The sequence below is a fragment of the Thermosediminibacter litoriperuensis genome, assembly GCF_008124715.1.
In the GTDB taxonomy this organism is placed as follows: Bacteria; Bacillota; Thermosediminibacteria; order Thermosediminibacterales; family Thermosediminibacteraceae; genus Thermosediminibacter; species Thermosediminibacter litoriperuensis.
The window spans coordinates 1-243 of the sequence record NZ_VNHO01000039.1; positions in this window are offsets into that span (position 1 = coordinate 1).

Sequence of the window (243 nt, forward strand, 5' to 3'; positions counted from 1 at the left end):
CGGTCCAGGTTACTAGCTTACCTATGAGGGATTGAAACTATTCTCGGGATAGTCTGCAAATCTATGTTCGCGACGTTACTAGCTTACCTATGAGGGATTGAAACTCGTCGACGACTGGAATCGGGATGCTTTCTTTAAGGGTTACTAGCTTACCTATGAGGGATTGAAACTGATGCTGGCTAACCTAGCTGTGGAGGACCGGCTATACCGTTACTAGCTTACCTATGAGGGATTGAAACAACT